Consider the following 15,649-nt stretch of genomic DNA (forward strand, 5'->3'; position numbering starts at 1 on the left):
ATCAGTCTTCAGCCTTTTCGTCGCAGTAGTCGCAGCGGTAGACCCCTGCAGCGTCCAGGTGGAAGCGCTGGTCCACGCCGGTCTCCACTGTGGTCACACAACGGGGATTGACGCAAGTGATGACGTTGACCAGATGGTTGGGGCGGTCAGGTTGATGCTTGCTGACGATCCTGCCATCCCGAACCACGTCCACGGTGGCCTCGGGGGCGATGAACCCCAGGGCGGTCAGGTCCAGATCCCCGGTCTGTTCGATCTTGATGATGTCCTTGGACCCGTACTTGCGGCTGTCCGTATTCATGATCAGGGCCAGCCGGGTCTTCGCCGGGTCCACGCGCAGGTAGTGCAGCACCTTCAGGGCAGTGCCCGCACGAACGTGGTCGATGATGATGCCGTCAACAATGCTGGTGACCTTCATGCCGCCACCTCCTTCTGCTCGCGGTAGCCGGGCAGTTCGTCACCCAGCAGGGCGCTCTCCAGGGCCATTCTGACCAGCATGCCGTTGCGAACCTGCTGGAAGTAGGCCGCACGCGGATCATCGTCCACCTCCACGGCGATCTCATTGACCCTGGGCAGGGGGTGGAGGATGGCCATGTCGGGGCGCGCAGCCCTAAGCTTGTCGGCATCCAGAATGTAGGTGTCGCGCAGACGCAGGTAGTCGTCCTCGTTGAAGAAGCGCTCCTGCTGGACACGGGTCATGTAGAGCACGTCCAGGTCCCCGATGACCCCGTTCAGGTCCCCGGTCTCCCGGTAGGTGCAGTCGGCCGAGGAGCGGATCCTCTCCAGGACGTATTCGGGGGTGCGCAGTTCGTCGGGGCTTATCAGGACGAAGTCCACGTGGCCTAGGCGGCAGAGAGTGGTGATCAGGGAGTGGACCGTGCGGCCGAAGGTCAGATCCCCGCACAGGCCGATGGTCAGGTGATTCAGCCGACCCTTGCGGGCGCGGATGGTGGCCAGGTCGGTCAGGGTCTGGGTCGGATGCATGTGCCCGCCGTCACCGGCGTTGATGACCGGGACCGTGGCTGCCTGGGAGGCTACCAGGGCAGCCCCCTCCTTAGGATGGCGGATGGCCACGATGTCGGCGTAGTTTGAGACCGTCTTCAAGGTGTCGCTGATGGACTCACCCTTGGAGACGCTGGCCAACTGTGCGCCGGCGAACCCGATGACCTGGCCACCCAGACGGAGCATGGCCGTCTCGAAGCTGAGCCTGGTTCGCGTGCTGGGTTCATAGAAGAGCGTGGCCAGGACCCGACCGTCGCAGGTGTGGGCCACCTGACGGCGATGGGTGTCGATGTATGCCGCCCGATCCAGCAGATCCAGGATCTGGGTGATGGGAATGTCGTCGAGGGTTACCACACTTCGCCCACGAAGCGGAACAATGGTGGAAGAGGTTTTGGATGCGTGATCAACTTGTTGGGACAACGGCTCACCTTCCTCAAGGTGGCCACCTTATGTGACCTGAACAAGCATACGACCCCGGATGGACCCAGGGTCAGCCTCCGTAGAAGAGCCGTTCCATAACCTGCCTGCAGCGGCGCATGGCCGCCAGCAGCTCGTTGACAAAGTGCTGCCCCCGGTGGGCCGGGTAGCCCAGACAGACCGCGATGCCTCCCAGAACCTGACCGTCGTCCGGCAGGATGTCCGCCTGGGAGACGCGTCCGGACCAGAGGAAGTTGGCGTTGCGGGCTGCGGTGCAGAGTACCCAGCTTCGGCGCAAGGCCTTGGCATCCTTGGCTTCGATAAGTCCCGCAGCCTCCAGGGCGTCCAGGGCGGTCAGCGTGCCGGTGACCTGCAGATCAGGCAGATCGTGGGCGTAGCGCAGCTGGAGGAGCTGAACCGTCCACTCCACGTCAGACAGCCCTCCCCTGCCCAGCTTCAGATGCCGGTCCCGACGCACCCCGCGCGGCAGCCGCTCTGCCTCCATTCGGGCCTTGAGACGGCGGATCTGACCCAGTTGCTCCTCATTGGGCGGCTGCTCTGGGTAGCGCAGTGGATTGGCTGTGCCCACCAGAAAGTCCTTGGCCAAGTCGGCATTCCCGGCTGCGAATCTGGCACGGATCAGGGCCTGATGTTCCCAGGTTTCGGACCAATCCCGGTAGTAGCGCTGGTAGGAGTCCAGGGAACGCACCAGAGGCCCCTGGCGTCCTTCGGGGCGCAGATCGAAGTCTAGGTCGATGCCTGGCTCCAGGCTGGCCGGTCCAGCCAGGACGGCCCGCAGATCGGCGGTCACTCCACGCGCGAATTCAGCCGCTTGGTCCTGGTCTGCGCCTGATGCGGGACGGTAGATCAGCATGATGTCGGCGTCCGAGTTGAAGTTGACCTCCCTGCCCCCGTAACGGCCCATGGCAATCAGGGCCATTTCTGCCGGCGCACTAATCTGTTCCAGACGGTGAGCCACGGCCCAGTCCAAGGCGGCGTCGATGGCGGCATCGTAGACATCCGACATCCCAGCCAGACAAGCCTGCTGGTCGTCCACCCCGCTCATCCAGCCCAGCCCGATCCGCTCGATCTCCTGGCGACGCATGGCCCGCACTGCGGTCGCAAAATCCTCCAGCGAGTCCGCATGTCGGGTTCGATAGGCAGCGGTGCGCTTGTCCAAGGTGACCCGATTGCGGGGAATCATGTCCTGGTCATGGCCCAGCCAGGTCACCGACTGAACGGACCGGGCCAGGGCGCCGGACAGGTAGCGTGAGTTGGACAGGACGTGGCAGAGGCGGCGGGCGGCCGAGGTTGAGTCCCGAAGGAAGCCCAGATAGGTGCTCTTGCCGCCGAAGTGCTCCTCAAGGGTTCGCCAGCCCAGGAGCCCCATGTCCGGATCCTGCCCCTCCCCCAGCCACTGGAGAACGGCGGGCATGAGAATCCGGTTGATCCGTGCTGACCGGGTGACCCCCGTGGTCAGGGCCGTGACGTGGCGGATGGCCGCATCGGGGTCGGCAAAGCCGATGGAGGCGAATCTGGCGCGGGCTGCCTGGGGGCGCAGGCTGACCTCGTCCTCATCCACCTGGGCGTTGATGGGCAGCATGGGACGGAAGTATATGGCCTGGTGAAGGTTGCGGACCTCGATTCTGGTGGCCTGGTATTGGGCCAGCATCTGGTCGGCATGCAGGCCGAATGCCCGGGCCAGCCGCCTCAGATCTCGGTTGCTCTCAAGTTCCTCCAGACTGGGCGGCCGCTGGCCGGGAATGCCTGAGCGGTTGATTTTCGGAAAGAGGTGGGTTCGACGCAGCTGCCACATCTGCAGACGATGCTCCATGACCCGCTCAAACCGATAGTCATGGTCCAGCTGGTCGCCGTGCTTGCGTGAAATGTAGCCGCCGCGGGACAAGGCCTGCAAGGCGTCAAGAGTCGCTGGACAACGCAGATCCTCGTCGCTGGAGCCATGGACCAGCTGGAGCATCTGGACGGTGAATTCCACGTCCCTTAGTCCACCCTGGCCCAGTTTGATCTCGCGCTCCTTGCGGTCCTCGGGTATCAGCCTCTCCACACGCTGGCGCATCCGCTGGCAGTCATAGACGAAGTTGGGCCGCTGGCAGGCACCCCAGACCAGAGGCTCGATCATGGCCGTATAGTCCTGGCCCAGGGCCTTGTCGCCCGCGACCGGACGGGCCTTGAGCAGGGCCTGGAACTCCCAATTCTCGGCCCATTGTGCATAGTAGTCAGCGTAGGAGGCCAGACGACGGACCAGGGGGCCATCACGCCCCTCAGGCCTCAGGGCAGCGTCGACTTTCCAGAGCGGCGGCTCGGTCGAACCGGGGATGACCGACTGGCAGACCCGCTGCAAGAGAACGGCCATGGCAGTGCCCACGGCGATGGGATCGGTCCCCTTTGAATCCGCTCCCGATGCCGGCTCCACCAAGTACATGAGATCCACATCGGACACGTAGTTGAGTTCCTGGGCGCCCAGTTTGCCCATGCCGATGACCGTCAGACGACATGAATCCGCCTCGGGAACCTGACGGTAGGCAATGCTCAGAGCCCCCTGAAGCGCTGCGTCAGCCATGTCGGACAGGGCTCGGCTGATTGCCGGCTCCAGCTCCAAGGGATCCTCGGCTGCCAGATCCCGGGCCATAACAGCAGCCAGCTGTAGCCGATATTCGGACCGTAGCGCATCGGCGTAGGCCACCAGCGAGGGCAGGGATTCTGAATTCTTCTCCACCCTATCCAAGGCGTCCAGGACACGCTTCTGTCTCGTTTCCGCCGGGCAATCAGCCAGGTGATCGGGGTCCAAGGCGGCCGCATTTACCAACTCCGGCCGCGAACGCATCAGTCGGCCCATGGCCTCCGAGGCCCCCAGCACCCGGATCAGCAACTGGGCAGCCTCTTGGTGTTCCTGCGGCGATCCGACCAGGAAGTCCGGCCGGGCTCCTTTCGGATACTGCTCCAGAATTCGTATCAGTCCAGCAAGGGCTTCGTCAGGATCGCAGGCCTGTCCCAGGGCTTGGACCAGGGTTTGCGCCAGAGCCTGATCGTCCACGAGACGGGCAAGCCGATCCAACCGAACCCGGGCCTTGTCCAGGTCGTGCAGCCCGAGATGGATCAGGGTCGAAGTGGTCGGTTGCACCGGATCTTCCATGAATTATCCCCTGCCTTCCTCAGGCCCGCAAAAACTGTGAAGTCTGCGGAACCAGTACAGGCATTATAGGGGTGACGGGTCGTCAGCCCTTGCGGCCCTCCCGGAAGGCGCAGACGGCGCAGTATACGGTGACCACAGCTAAGCAGACGGAGAAAATCAGTGTGGGCCATGTCAGCAGGCTGCCGTCCCGCACAGCCTCAGCCAGGGATTGGACCAGCCAGATGGCGCAGGCCGCAGCAGTCAGGCCATACATTCGAGAACGAGCCTTGCCGGTGATACGCACGATTATGCTCCTTTTACTGATATTTCAAAGATGATCGACCGGCATGAGGGACAGCCAATGCCCATCCCTCATGCCGATAATTGGTCAGCTCTTGCGGCGCTTGGACATGACGTCAATGGCCACGGCCAGGAGGAGCACCAGCCCCTTGATGGTCTTGACGATGGCCGTGTCCACGCCCATGATGGACAGCCCCTGGTTGATCACGCCCATGACGAAGGCTCCGACGACAGCCCCGGGAATGGTCCCGATGCCGCCGGTGACAGCCGTGCCACCGATGAAGCAGGATGCGATGGCGTCCATTTCAAACTCCATGCCAGCCTGGGCAGTGGCCGAGGCCAGTCGTGAAAGCATGCAGATGGCCGCCACAGCCGACAGGAAGCCCATGTGCACGAAGAGCGTGAAGTCCACCCGTTTGGCGTTGATGCCCGAAAGCACAGCAGCCTTGCGGTTGCCGCCCACTGCGTAGACATGCCGGCCGAAGACGGTCCTGGTGAGGATGAAGTTGTAGATCAGGACCAATACGGCCACGATGACCAGCATTATGGGCGTTCCGCCCTGGTTCTCATTACCGGAGGAGGCCAGCAGGTAGGTCACGAAAAGGATGACGACTGCGGCCACGATGATCTTGCCGGTCATCAAGGCCTTGGGCTCGGGAACCAGACCTACAGCCAGGGTCTTACGACGACGGGCAATCTGCGACCAGGCGTAGGCCAGGATGCAGATCAGGCCCAGTACCACGGTCAAGCCGTCGAAGGGCCCCCACCATCCCAGGATGTTGGGCAGGTAGTCGCGGGCGATCCCTCTGAACTGCGCGGAGGTAATGGGCACGGACTCGCCGACGATGACTGTGGCCAGACCACGGAAGATCAGCATGCCGGCCAGGGTGGTGATGAATCCTGGAATGCCGATGACGGCGACCCAGAATCCCTGCCAGATGCCGATCAGCAGACCCACGATCAGGGACAGGCCGATGGCCACGATCCAATTGACCCCCATATGCTCCATAAGGATGGCGCACACGCCTCCGATGAAGGCCACCAGGGAACCCACCGACAGATCAATGTGGGTGGCGATGATGACCATGACCATGCCGATGGCCAGGATGATCACGTAGGCGTTCTGCTGGATCAGCGAGACGAAGCTGTTGGGTTTGAGCAGCACCCCCTTGGTCAGTATTTCGAAGACGACCACGATGACCACCAGGGCGCCGACGATGCCATACTGCCGGGCGTTGCTGGCCAGGGAGGCCAGAATGCCGGGTCCTGCCTGTTCTTGTTCCACCGCCTGGGCGGTGCTCTTGTTGCTGTTGGGCGAGCTCATCTGGCTGCCACTCCCTTCTTTTCCTGGGTCATGCCCTTCATCAGATATTCCTGTGAGAAGTCCCGGCGCTCCACGTCGTTGGTGATGACCCCCTGGCTGACCGTATAAATACGGTCACAGATGCCGATCAGCTCTGGCAATTCCGAGGAGATGACCACCACAGCCTTGCCCTGGTCGACCAGCCGGTCGATGATCTCGTAGATCTCGTACTTGGCTCCCACATCAATGCCTCGGGTGGGCTCGTCCAGGATGAGCACATCAGGATCCGAAATCACCCACTTGGCCAGCACGACCTTTTGCTGGTTGCCGCCGGAAAGGGTGGAGACGGGTACATCGATGTTGCTGCACTTGATGTTGAAGTCCTTGCGGTACTCCTCCACCCGTGCCCTCTCCAGGTTCTCGTTCATGACTCCATGACTGCTCAATTTCTTGAGCGAGGCCATGGAGGCATTTTCCCGGATGTTCTGAAGCAGGTTGAGTCCGAAGACCTTGCGGTCCTCAGTGGCGTAGGCCAGGCCCGAATCGATGGCCGACTGGACGTTCGGCAGCTCGACCTGACGGCCATGCATCTCTATTCTGCCGCTGATGTGGCTGCCATAGGACCGCCCGAAGATGCTCATGGCCATCTCGGTGCGGCCCGCACCCATGAGTCCCGCCAGTCCGACGATCTCACCCTGGTGAACCACCAGATTGGCATGATCGACCACGGTGCGGGAGGGATCCTGCGGGTGGTGGACAGTCCAATCGCTGACCTTGAGCACCTCCTTGCCGATGTGTGGCACATGCTCGGGATAGAGGTTGGTCAGCTCACGGCCGACCATCTTCTGGATAAGCAGATCCTGATCCAGAGGGTGATCCGCGTCGATTCGCATACCGCCCACCGTGGAACCATCGCGCAGAATGGTTACCCCATCCGCAATCTGTCCCACCTCGCCCAGCTTGTGGGTGATGAGGATGCTGGTCACTCCCTGCTTGTCACGCAGCTGCCTAACCAGGTCCAGCAGATGATCGGAATCATCGTCGTTCAAAGCAGCTGTGGGCTCATCCAGAATAAGTAGCCTGACATGCTTGGACAGCGCCTTGGCAATCTCCACCAGCTGCTGCTTGCCCACTCCAAGGTCCATGACCCTGGTGTCGGGATTCTCGTCCAGCCCCACACGCTCCAACAGACGCGAGGCCTTGGCCCTGGTGGTGTCCCAGTCCATTACGCCATTGTGGGCCTGTTCATTGCCCAGGAAGATATTCTCGGCAATGGAAAGGAAGGGGCTCAGAGCCAGCTCCTGATGGATGATGACGATGCCGTCGTCCTCCGAATCATTGATGGTCCGGTAGTGGCAGGGCTTGCCGTCGAACAGGATTTCGCCGGTATAGCTGCCGTGTGGGTAGACTCCGGACAGCACATTCATCAGGGTGGACTTGCCGGCTCCGTTTTCCCCGCAGATGGCATGGATTTCGCCCTTGCGCACGTCCATGTCGACATTGGACAGGGCCTTTACCGGACCGAAGGTCTTGGTGATTCCCTGCATTCGCAACAAGATGTCCTCGTCGGACATGCTTTCACCTCCTGTGCGCCGACCGTCCCTCCCCTAGACCGGAAGCGGGATGGTCGGGCGCGACTGTGATGCCAACCTCACTTGGTCAGCTGATCGAATCGTTCCTGGGTCAGGTAGTTCGCCTTGACCAGATCGGTCAGGTTGTCCTTGGTGATGGCTTTGGGGTCCAGCAGCTTCGAAGGCACCTTGATGCTGTTGTTGTCAAAGGTGCCGTTGATGCCGGTGACCTTCTTGCCTTGGGCGATTTCGATGATCATGTCGTAGACGGCCTGGGCCAGCTTGTTGACGTCCTTGAAAACGGTCTGGCCCTGCAGTCCCTTGGAGATGTTGGCCACGGAGATCTCCATGGCGTCCTGCCCGGTGATCTTGGGCCAGCTGTCGGTATTGGGCTGGATGTCGGGCCGCTTGGACTGGATGGCGTTGATAACTCCCTGGCTGATGCCGTCATAGGGGCTCAGCACCGCATCCAGCCGCTCGCCGTGGGCGTAGGTTGAATCGAGAATGGACTCCATGTCCTTCTGGGCCTGTTCGGTCTTCCAGGACTGCACCGAGATCTTCTGCCAGTCGGAGAGCTTGAAGTCCTTGGTCACACCGCCGCCATGCTGGGAGGGGCTGACCAGAACGCCTGACTGGAAGTAGGGCTGCAACAGCTCCCAGGCGCCCTTGAAGAAGTACTTGGCGTTGTTGTCGTCGGGAGAACCGGTAAAGAGCTCAATGTTGAATGGACCCTTGGCTCCGTTTTTGAGCCCCAGCTGGTCAATCAGCCAGTTGGCCTCCAGAACGCCGGTGCGCTCAAGCTGGAAGGTCGCATAGTAGTCGACGGCCTTGGTGTTCATGATCAGCCGGTCATAGGCAATGACCTTGGCCCCGGCATCCTTGGCCTTCTCGACAGCCGGCCCTACGGCGGTGCCGTCCTTTGAGGCCACCACCACGATCTTGGCGCCCTTGTTGACCATGTTCTCGATGTCGGCGTTCTGCTGGGCGGGCTTGTCGTCCGCAAAGGAGAGCACTACCTTGTAGCCTGCCTTCTCCAGTTTGCTCTTGAGGTTGTTGCCGTCCTTGTTCCAACGCTCCTCGGACTTGGTCGGCATGGACACACCGATGGTGGCGCCTTTGCTGATCGCCCCTCCCTCCTGGGAGGAACTGGAGGCACGTGATCCTCCGCAGGCGCCCAGTCCGGTCAGCATGGCGACGCCAATGGCCGCCGCCATGGCACGTTGCATCATCTTCATGAAGACTCCTTCATCCTTGAATTCTCTGGCAGGCATCTCCGTCTGCCTGGGCCCCTTCATTGCAGGCCCAGTGGTCAGCATACCCAATTGTGTTAACTTTATCAACTCAATAAAGCATATTTTCTAATTATCTGTTTTGTACATGAATTCAATAATTCACTCGAATCGTTCACTGCCATCGGCGAAAGGGCTGCTTTGGGCGGGGGCAAGCCACGATCTTGGCTACACTGGAACCTATGGCACATCGATTGTTCGGTTCACAGTCCTCATTGCGTGAGGCCAACCGTGCACTACTGCTGGATACGATCCGAAGATTCGGCGCCATGACCCAGATCGAATTGGCTGAAAATACCGGGCTTTCAACAGCAACTGTCTCCAACCTGGTACGTCTTATGGGCGATCAGGGACTTCTGGAGACATCCTCAACCACCAGAAACGGTCGTCGCGCCACCCTGGTCATGCTGGCCCGCCGCAAGGGCCTCGGGGTAGGTCTCTACATCGGCCGTCACGAGATGCGGCTGGAAGTGGTCGACGCCAGCCATGCCATCCTGGCAGAGCATGATATGGCTCTGCCGCGCCAGCACAAACCGGACACCACCCTGGAAAGGGCCATGATCCTGATCAAGGAAACGCTGACTTCCATTGGTGCCCAATCGGACGAGCTTGTCGGTCTGGGCTTGGCCATGGGGGCCCCAGTGGACTGCAGAACTCACCGGCTGGCCATTCCCGGCATCCTGCGAGGTTGGGACAAGGAGGATCTGATAGGCACCTTCCACGAGGCTTTCCAGGTACCGGTCCAAGTTGACAACGATGCCAACTTCTCGGCTATGGCCGAGCTAAGAATGGGGGCAGCAGTCGGCAGACGAAACTTCGTCTACATCCACGCCAACGACGGTGTGGGCGCGGGAATCGTCATCAACGGAGAGGTATGGCGGGGCACCACCGGGCTTGCCGGCGAGATAGGCCATGTTCAGGTGGACCCCTTGGGCGACATCTGCATCTGCGGCAACCGTGGGTGCCTGAATACGGTGGTGGATGAGAGCCGCCTGGTCTCCTTGCTCAGCGTGACCCACGGGAACATGACCCTGGAGGATCTGGTGGCCAACGCCGTCAAGGGTGACCCGGGCTGCAGGCGGATCGTGGGAGACGCGGCCATCCGCATCGGCAATGTAGTAGCCGATCTGTGCAATGCTGTGGATCCTGAAGTTGTGGTCCTTGGAGGCATCCTGAGCACAACCGAAGACGTGTTTCTGGAACCCCTCCGGGAGACTCTCCAACGCATGCTTTTCCCTGACGCCATGGTCCCCATGGAGGTGCTCCCTGCCCGGTATCCGATTACCGGTTCCGCTCTGGGGGCGGCTATGATGGCTGTCGATAGCGTCAACGAACACATTGATGTGTCCACCAAATCCGCAGGTCGATCATCGTAGAGGAGGTGACCTGGATTGCATGAAACCTCTGTCTTGATGCAGATGGAAGACCTCTGCATCAGGTTCGGGTTCGTTGAGGCCCTCAAACATGTAAACCTGGATATTCGTCAGCACGAAGTGCTCGCCGTTGTGGGCGACAATGGAGCAGGCAAGTCCACACTGGTCAGGATTTTATCCGGCTTGGTCCGACCCGATCAGGGTAGGCTGCTCTGGAAGGGCCGGCCGACCAGCATTCCCTCGATCAGAGTCGCCAATCAGTTGGGCATTGCAGCCGTCTTCCAAGGACAGGACTTCTGCGACAACCTGGATGTCTCCTCCAACCTCTTCCTGGGCAAGGAGCTGCGCGATCGTCACCATCGCCGTGATGACGAAGCCATGCGTCGGCGCACCCGTCAGGTCCTCCAGTCGCTGTCCTCCCCCATCCGCGTCGGGCAACCCATGGCCACCTTGTCTTTGGGACAAAAACAGACCGTATCAATCGCCAGGACTTTGCTGGACGATCCCGAGCTGATCCTGCTGGACGAACCGACGGCCTCCTTATCCGTCATGCAGTCCGCCGAGGTGCTCAACTACATCAAGCGTATGCGTTCCGAGGGCCGTAGCATCCTGATGGTCTGTCACGATCTGCCGGACGTTTTCGCGGTTTCTGACCGCATAGCAGTCATGCGCCAGGGACGGCTGGTAGGAGTCCTTCCTACGGTCAAGACATCTTATGAAACTGTAATAGCGCTGATTTCAGGCATTGATCCCGAGGATGTCATACAGGACCAGGAGCAGCTGGATGCCATGGCCAGAGCCAACGCCCGCGTCCACGCCCTGCGCGGCACCAGAAAGGCCTTGCCCGAGCAATCATGAAAGAAGGAACCCTAGAATGCACCTCACCGATACCCTCCTGACCATCGTGTGCGCCCTTATAGGGCTGGCGATAGGACTGATCTACGGACTTCTGCCGAAGAAAAACGACCGAATGACCGATTCGCAGCAACGCTGGATGCCGGTCCTATCCTTGATCGGCCCCGGCCTTGTGGTAGTCATGATTCTGCTGGGACATGACCTGGCCTCCTGGTTGACCATAGGAGGGATGTTTCTTGGTCTCTTGCTAGGCATGATACCGCCGCTGAACAGGGCTCTACTCAAGGTCTGGCCATGGGTGAGGCCCCGCACCGACAATCAAAGCCGAAAGCGCCGCTGAAGGCAGAAAATCGCGCTTTAGCAGTCATCGGTGCGGGGCCTCCCCCGCTTTTATGCAGTTATTTTTGGCTGCTGACCGGCTCCTCCTTGGCACCCACCTGACGGAAGAGGTGGCGGACGTTGTGCCAGATGCGCCTGGTGACCCCTGAGTGGTTCATGGAGTAGAGATGGATGCCGTCCACCCCATGAGCCACCAGATCGGCGATCTGCTGTGAGGCGTAGATGATGCCCGCCTCGCGCAGGCTGGCCCGGTCGTCACCCCAACGTTCCAGGATGGATTCAACCGCCGCCGGGATCCGCGCCTTGCAGACCTCGCTCATGTGCCGGACCTGGCCCTCGTTGGTGATGGGCATGATGCCGGCCTCGATGGGTACCTGGATGCCCGCTGCCCGAGCCCGGTCCAGGAAGTCCAGAAAATCGGCGTTGTCGTAGAAGAGCTGCGAAACCAGATGATCCACGCCGGAGTCGACCTTGATTCGCAGATTCTCAATGTCCTCCACGGGCGAGGCGGCTTCCGGATGGGTCTCCGGATAACAGGCTCCGTAAATCGACAGGTTTGGCCGACGCGAACGGATGTAGGCGGCCAGGTCGCTGGCGTGGTCGAAGACCCCGGCGGGCTCACGGCCCTCCACGCTGTCGCCGCGCAGGGCCAGCACCGCTGCCACCCCTGCGTCGTCGAACATGTCCAGGGCCTGGTCGATCACCTCGCGGTCCGCATACTGGGCAGTCAAGTGCGCCACGGCAGGAATGCCGTATTCGGTATGGATGGTCTTGGCTATGCGGGCCGTGGCCGTGCGGTCCGAGCGCCGGCCTGTCCCGTAGGTCACCGAGATGAAGTCGGGCATCAGTCCTTCCAGACCATCCAAGGTGTCGTAGATGGTGCCCACCGGGGCATCGCGCTTGGGGGGAAAGACCTCCAGGGAAAAGATAGGCTCATGCATGATCCGACTCCTGACTGGACGATAGTTCCGCACGCACCTGATGGGCGGCGGCCACCATGTGCTCCAGGCTGGGCCAGGTCTCCCTATCGCCTCGGGTCTTGAGTCCACAGTCGGGGTTGATCCAGACCTTGGCCGCGTCCAGCTTCTTCAGGATGGCATGGATCCGATCCACAATCTCCTCGGTGGAGGGGATGCGCGGCGAGTGGATGTCGTAGACTCCGGGGCCTGCCTCGGTCTCGAACTTGGCCTCCTGGATGGCATCCAGGACGGTCAGGTCGGAGCGGGAGGCTTCGAAGGAGATCACATCGGCGTCCATGGCATCAATGTCCTTGATGATGTCGTTGAACTCCGAGTAGCACATGTGGGTGTGAATTTGGGTAGTGGGTTTGACGCCGGAATGCACCAGCCGGAAGGCGGGGATGGCCCAGTCCAGGTATCGGCTGTGCCAGTCGGAGCGCCGCAGCGGCAGCTTCTCGCGCAGGGCGGCTTCGTCAATCTGGATGATGCGGATGCCCGCGGCCTCCAGGTCCAAGACCTCGTCACGTATAGCCAGGGCCAGCTGGCGGGTCTGCTGCTTGTGATCGATATCCTCGCGTGGCCAGGACCAGTTGAGAATGGTCACCGGACCGGTCAGCATCCCCTTGACCACATGGTTGGTGCGGGACTGGGCATAAGAGGACCAGCGCACCGTGATGGGCCGGGCGCGGGAGATATCCCCCCAGACGATGGGAGGCTTGACGCAACGGGTGCCATAGGACTGGACCCAGGCATTCCGGGTGAAGAGGTAGCCCTTGAGGTTCTGGCCGAAGTACTCGACCATGTCGTTGCGCTCGAACTCGCCATGGACCAGGACGTCCAGGCCGATCTGCTCCTGGTGATCGATGACCTGGTCGATCTTGCGGGCGATGAAGTCGTCGTAGTCCTCCTGGCTGATCTCCTTCTTACGCAGGCGGGCCCGCTCGGCGCGGACCTCGGCGGTCTGGGGGAAGGAGCCGATGGTGGTGGTAGGCAGCAGGGGCAGACCCAGCTCCTGGGCCTGGATCCTTTGGCGCTCGGGCCGGGCCGGGGTACGTACAAAGTCCTCGTCCTTAAGACCGGCCAGGCGCTGTTGCACCTGGGGGTCGGGCTGGACGCGGCTGCCGTCGAAGAGCTTCTGGTTATCGGCAAGGGCCTTGCTGGAACGGCGCTGGTCCTCGTCGGCATCGGCCAGCTGGGCCAGGTCGTGCAGCTCGCCCAGCTTCTCCAGGGCGAAGGCGAAGTGGGGCCGCACGGTGTCGGCATCCAGCCCGTCCTCGTCGGCCACCGTGTAGGGCACGTGCAGGAGGGAACATGCGGTGGACACCACCACATTCGGGGTCACCTGGTGCAGTGCATCCAGAAGGCCCAGGCTGACTGCATAGTCGTTGCGCCAGATGTTGCGGCCGTTGACCAGGCCGGCGAAGATGGTGGTTCCCTCGGGCACGCCGTGCTCCTTGAGGGCCGCCAGATTCTCATCTCTGCCCTCGACCAGATCCAAGCCGATCCCGTCGAAGCCCAGGTCTATCAGTTGACCACAGCAGTCGCCCACATGGCCGAAGTAGGTGTTGAGCAGAATACGGACCTTGCCCTGGTCACTTTGTCGGGCCTTGAGAATGGGCTGGTAGAGGGTATCGAAGAGGTCCTGGTCGCCAGGCTCCTTGTCCAGGACCAGATAAGGCTCGTCCAGCTGTACCCAGTCGGCGCCCAGGCCGATGAACCGCTCAAGTATGGTCGCATAGGCCTTGGCCAGATCCTGGACCAGTGCCGGGTCAGGATCCAGCAGCTCGCCCTGGGGACCGCGTGCCAGCTTGAGGAAGGTGTATGGTCCGATCAGCACCGGCTTGGCGGCGATGCCCTGCTCGCGCGCCTCCTGGAACTCCTTGAAGGGTTTGTCGCCTTCCAGGGCGATTTTGGTGTCCTGATCGATCTCGGGAACCAGGTAGTGGTAATTGGTGGTGAACCACTTCTTCATGGGCAGGGCGGTCACATCACCCTGCTCCCCCTGGTAACCACGGCCCATGGCGAAGAGGGTGTCCTCAGGGCCCAGGCCCAACTTCCGATAGCGCTCGGGCACGACGCCCAGGAGGATGGATGTATCCAAGATCTGGTCGTAGTAGCTGAAATCATTGACGGGAATCAGGTCGACGCCGGCCTCCTGCTGAAGCTGCCAGTGCCTGGCCCGCAGGTCGGCGGCCGTGCGCCGAACCTCGTCCAGATTCCGTTCGCCCTTCCAGTAGCCCTCGATGGCCCTCTTGAGTTCGCGGTGCGCACCGATGCGCGGGAACCCGGACACGGATGTAATCGCTGCCATGAAACCTCCCAGTTTCGTCCTGATGTCTCCGGTCAGCCTATCAGCGGCGGGTGGAGGCGGGTAATTGGTGCAAATAAGGTGTCGCCATAAATTGAACCGATAACGACATGACAGCAGCCAGGTGATTATTGGTCGCTAAGACTGCCTATGGAAGATCGTCTACGGCTTCTTATGCCGGTCAGTCCCCCAGGTCCTGGGGGCCCAGAATGCCAAGCAAACGGGCCTGGTGGGTTCCCCAGTTGGTCAATGGGCGCTCAGATCCCAGCACGACCATGGTCGCCGGCGGCAGTCCAAGATTGAGCAGGTCCAATAGGTCGGGGTCGGAGTTGTCCTCGGCCAGCCACTGTGAGCAGATAGACATGGTGGGCTCATGCCCTAGGATGAGGACCCGGCGGTCACGGTCCTCGGTCTGCGCCAGCTCGTCGAAGACCGCCTGCATGCCGGATTCATAGAGGGATTCCCGGTAATCGACCCGCGGCCCGTCCCCCAGGGGCTTGAGCATGCCGTCCAGGGTCTGACGGGCCCGGGGCGCTCCCGAGCAGATGATGCGGTCGGGCACCAGACCCAAAGCGGACAATCCACGACCCATGATTCGGGCCTGTTTCTGGCCCCGGTCGGTCAGCTGACGGCCGCGATCACCCTGCGACCCCTGGCGTTCGGTCTTGGCATGACGCATGAGCATGAGGGTTCTGCTGCACCTTCGCAGATCCTCGGCCTTCAGACCTTTTCGCAAACCCATGCATACTTCCTTTCCCGGAGTTCCTATCAGGCGTCTTCTCCATTATGACAGAGCTGGCTGA

At 61.4% G+C, this 15,649-nt stretch carries 13 protein-coding genes; 3 read left to right on the forward strand and 10 right to left on the reverse strand.

The annotated features are described in order from the left end of the window. Nucleotide 1: 1 nt before the first annotated feature. From ACNAOV_RS04325 to ACNAOV_RS04355, 7 genes are all read right to left on the reverse strand, one after another. Nucleotides 2-415, reverse strand: coding sequence for an aspartate carbamoyltransferase regulatory subunit (locus ACNAOV_RS04325; protein ID WP_416518100.1), 414 nt, complete (start codon nucleotides 413-415; stop codon nucleotides 2-4). Next, a complete protein-coding gene (pyrB, locus tag ACNAOV_RS04330; RefSeq protein ID WP_416518149.1) occupies nucleotides 412-1,377 on the reverse strand; it encodes an aspartate carbamoyltransferase in 966 nt (321 codons plus the stop codon). Before pyrB ends, ACNAOV_RS04325 begins: the two co-directional genes overlap by 4 nt. Before the next feature lie 112 nt (nucleotides 1,378-1,489). Next, entirely contained in the window at nucleotides 1,490-4,570 is a 3,081-nt protein-coding gene (locus tag ACNAOV_RS04335; protein WP_416518101.1) for a bifunctional [glutamine synthetase] adenylyltransferase/[glutamine synthetase]-adenylyl-L-tyrosine phosphorylase, read from the reverse strand. An 82-nt stretch (nucleotides 4,571-4,652) separates the two neighbouring features. Then, complete coding sequence (locus ACNAOV_RS04340; RefSeq protein ID WP_024627988.1) at nucleotides 4,653-4,853, reverse strand: hypothetical protein; 201 nt, start codon at nucleotides 4,851-4,853, stop codon at nucleotides 4,653-4,655. Nucleotides 4,854-4,937: 84 nt separating this feature from the next. Next, nucleotides 4,938-6,173, reverse strand: a complete 1,236-nt coding sequence (gene mmsB / locus ACNAOV_RS04345) for a multiple monosaccharide ABC transporter permease (RefSeq protein WP_024627987.1) — start codon at nucleotides 6,171-6,173, stop codon at nucleotides 4,938-4,940. Further along, a complete protein-coding gene (locus ACNAOV_RS04350) occupies nucleotides 6,170-7,726 on the reverse strand; it encodes an ATP-binding cassette domain-containing protein (protein WP_416516744.1) in 1,557 nt (518 codons plus the stop codon). Before ACNAOV_RS04350 ends, mmsB begins: the two co-directional genes overlap by 4 nt. Nucleotides 7,727-7,803: 77 nt before the next feature. Next, on the reverse strand, nucleotides 7,804-8,958 hold the full coding sequence (locus tag ACNAOV_RS04355) for a substrate-binding domain-containing protein (protein ID WP_416516745.1): 1,155 nt from the start codon (nucleotides 8,956-8,958) through the stop codon (nucleotides 7,804-7,806). 236 nt (nucleotides 8,959-9,194) lie between these two features. Between ACNAOV_RS04355 and ACNAOV_RS04360 the strand changes: the two genes are divergently transcribed. From ACNAOV_RS04360 to ACNAOV_RS04370, 3 genes are read left to right on the forward strand one after another with little or no spacing between them, the layout of a single operon-like run. Beyond that, nucleotides 9,195-10,388, forward strand: a complete 1,194-nt coding sequence (locus ACNAOV_RS04360; protein ID WP_416516746.1) for an ROK family transcriptional regulator — start codon at nucleotides 9,195-9,197, stop codon at nucleotides 10,386-10,388. 36 nt (nucleotides 10,389-10,424) lie between these two features. Continuing rightward, entirely contained in the window at nucleotides 10,425-11,243 is an 819-nt protein-coding gene (locus ACNAOV_RS04365; protein WP_416516747.1) for an ATP-binding cassette domain-containing protein, read from the forward strand. Nucleotides 11,244-11,259: 16 nt separating this feature from the next. After that, nucleotides 11,260-11,580: a hypothetical protein gene (locus tag ACNAOV_RS04370; protein WP_416516748.1), complete on the forward strand. Its 321-nt coding sequence runs from the start codon at nucleotides 11,260-11,262 to the stop codon at nucleotides 11,578-11,580. 58 nt (nucleotides 11,581-11,638) lie between these two features. Here the strand turns inward: ACNAOV_RS04370 and metF are convergent, their stop codons facing one another. From metF to ACNAOV_RS04385, 3 genes are all read right to left on the reverse strand, one after another. Further along, nucleotides 11,639-12,520, reverse strand: coding sequence for a methylenetetrahydrofolate reductase [NAD(P)H] (metF, locus tag ACNAOV_RS04375; RefSeq protein WP_416516749.1), 882 nt, complete (start codon nucleotides 12,518-12,520; stop codon nucleotides 11,639-11,641). After that, on the reverse strand, nucleotides 12,513-14,849 hold the full coding sequence (metE, locus tag ACNAOV_RS04380) for a 5-methyltetrahydropteroyltriglutamate--homocysteine S-methyltransferase (protein WP_416516750.1): 2,337 nt from the start codon (nucleotides 14,847-14,849) through the stop codon (nucleotides 12,513-12,515). The genes metF and metE overlap by 8 nt, the downstream gene beginning before the upstream one ends. A 178-nt stretch (nucleotides 14,850-15,027) precedes the next feature. Next, nucleotides 15,028-15,588: a SixA phosphatase family protein gene (locus ACNAOV_RS04385; protein WP_416516751.1), complete on the reverse strand. Its 561-nt coding sequence runs from the start codon at nucleotides 15,586-15,588 to the stop codon at nucleotides 15,028-15,030. Nucleotides 15,589-15,649 lie beyond the last annotated feature (61 nt).

The organism is Bifidobacterium asteroides (genome assembly GCF_048001765.1).
In the GTDB taxonomy this organism is placed as follows: domain Bacteria; phylum Actinomycetota; class Actinomycetes; order Actinomycetales; family Bifidobacteriaceae; genus Bombiscardovia; species Bombiscardovia asteroides_K.